The 2,299-nt window shown below is 70.7% G+C and carries 1 protein-coding gene; it reads right to left on the bottom strand.

The window, feature by feature from the left end:
• Window positions 1–2,299: amino acid adenylation domain-containing protein (locus tag FKP22_RS27690; protein WP_141291214.1), on the bottom strand; the 2,299-nt coding region annotated here is incomplete at both ends.

Raw genomic sequence — 2,299 nt, forward strand, 5'->3', positions numbered from 1 at the left:
GAGCTGTGCCGACAGCACCGCCCGATCTGCAGCCGGCCGCTCGGCCACCCACCAGGATTGCGCGCTGCACTGCACCGGCACCAGCGCATCGGCCTGCGCGGCGATCTCGCGCAGTCTCAACGCGACGCTGAAGACCCGAGCGAGTTCGCTGCCATCCAGGCTGTTCAGGTCGCCAGCTTCAGCTGACCCCGCAACGCCGCTGGCGCGCAGCAGCGCAATGCGGGCGTCCAGCCAGGCGGCGACGGTGGCTTCGTCGCCCAGCGTTTCGATGGCGGGCAAGCTGGCAGGATCCAGCTCGCTTTGACCGGGCAGTGCGAGCTGGGCGAAGTCTCGCAGGGCCTGGCGGATGTCGCCGTCCATGGCCTCTGATTGCTCGCCGCTGGCCGGAATGAACGGGTCCACCAGGCCGAGGAAGGCGACCTGGCGGCCGGCTTGTTCGAGCACGGCGGCGACGGCTGCGGCCAGCGTGCCGCCGAAGGACCAGCCGATCAGGTGCAGCAGGCCTTGCGGCTGCTGGGCCTGGATCATGCGCGCGTAATCGGTGGCCATTTGCGGCAGCGAATCTTCGCGGTGCGACGGGTCGCCGAGCATGCGGCTGGGGATGCCGTAGACCGGGCGCTGGCCTTGCAGGTGGCGGGCGAGCGGGCGGTAGTCGAAGACGGTGCCGAGACCTGCGTGCAGGCAGAACAGCGGTTCGCCGCTCGCGGTGGCGCCGCCTGCGTCCAGGCGCTGCAGGCCTGCCGGCGAAGCGCTGGGCTGCGCAGCGCTGCTGTGCAGGCCCAGCAGGCTGGCAATGGTGGGGCGCTGCATCAGGTCACGCAGCTTGAAGGCCAGCGCGGGGTCGCCGAGCGCGCGCATCCTGGCCAGCAGCTTGAGGCTGGACAGCGAGTCGCCGCCGCATTCGAAGAAGTTGCTGTCTTCGCCAATCGCCTGCACGCCCAGCACCTCCTGCCAGATCGCCACCAGCTGGCGCGCCTGCGGTGTGGAAGGCGGCTTCACGGCCCGCCCTTGCGCCCGCTCGGGCTCGGGCAGTTGCGCACGGTCCAGCTTGCCGCTGACCAGGCGTGGCAGTGCGGGCAGCGTGACGAGCTGCGCCGGCACCATGTAGTCCGGCAGTTGCTCGCGCCATTGCTGTTGCACGCGGGCGGCCAGGCGGCCTGCGTCCTGCCCGGCCATTGGCACCAGGTAGGCGACCAGGCGGCGGCCACCGGTGCCATCGCGGGCGACGACGGCCACGTCCAGCACGCCAGGCATCTCGCGAGTGCGGCTTTCGATCTCGCCCAGCTCGATGCGGAAGCCACGGATCTTCACCTGATGGTCGACGCGGCCGATGTACTCGATGTTGCCGTCGGCCATCCAGCGCACCAGGTCGCCGGTGCGGTAGAGGCGACCGCCTTCGTTGCTGAACGGGTCGGCCACGAAGCGCTCGGCCGTCAGCCCCTGGCGACCGAGGTAGCCGCGCGCCAGGCCGTAGCCGCCGATGTAGAGCTCGCCCACCACGCCGGCAGGCACCAGGCGCATGTCCGCATCGCACACGTACACCGCGCGCTCGCCCACCGGCTTGCCGATGGGCGCGTAGGCGCAGTCGAAACCTTCGCTCGCGTCGCTCTTCCAGATCAGCGGCGTGACCACGGTTTCGGTCGGGCCGTAGCCGTTGATCAGCACCTGCGGCCGCAGCGTTTCGCGCACCTTGTCGTAGGACGCCTTGGGCATGGCTTCGCCGCCGAAGACATAAAGCTCGACCGGCGGCGCGTCGTTGCGCGTGCTGGCCCAATCCGCGAGTTGGCCCAGGTAGGCCGGCGGGAATGCGGCGTTGGTGACGCCGTAGCGGTGCAGCGCGTCGTAGGCCTGCTCGGCGGTCCACAGCTCGTTGTCGCGCAGCGCCAGGCCAGCGCCCACGCAGAGCGCGGTGAGCCAGCGCTCGTGCGCGCCGTCGAACGAGAAGGACATGAAGTGCAGCTCGCAGGAGCCCGGGCCCATGCCGTAGACCTCGGCCGTGGCCAGGCAATGCATGGCCAGCGGCCCGTGCGACACGGCCACGCCCTTGGGCGTGCCGGTGGAGCCGGAGGTGTAGATGACGTAGGCCAGCACATGCTCGTGCACCGGCAGCGCGAGGTCGTGTGCCGGCTGGGCCTGCAGGTCCAAGGTTTCCAGCTCGATGCGCCGCACGCCTGCCGGCAGGCGCAGGCCAGGCAAGGCCTGGCGGTGCGCCAGCACGGCCTGCACGCCGCTGTCCTGCACCATGAAGGCCAGCCGCTCTTCGGGATAGGCCAGGTCCAGCGGCACGTAGGCAGCGCCG

The organism is Ideonella azotifigens, from assembly GCF_006519715.1.
Lineage (GTDB): Bacteria > Pseudomonadota > Gammaproteobacteria > Burkholderiales > Burkholderiaceae_C > Ideonella > Ideonella azotifigens.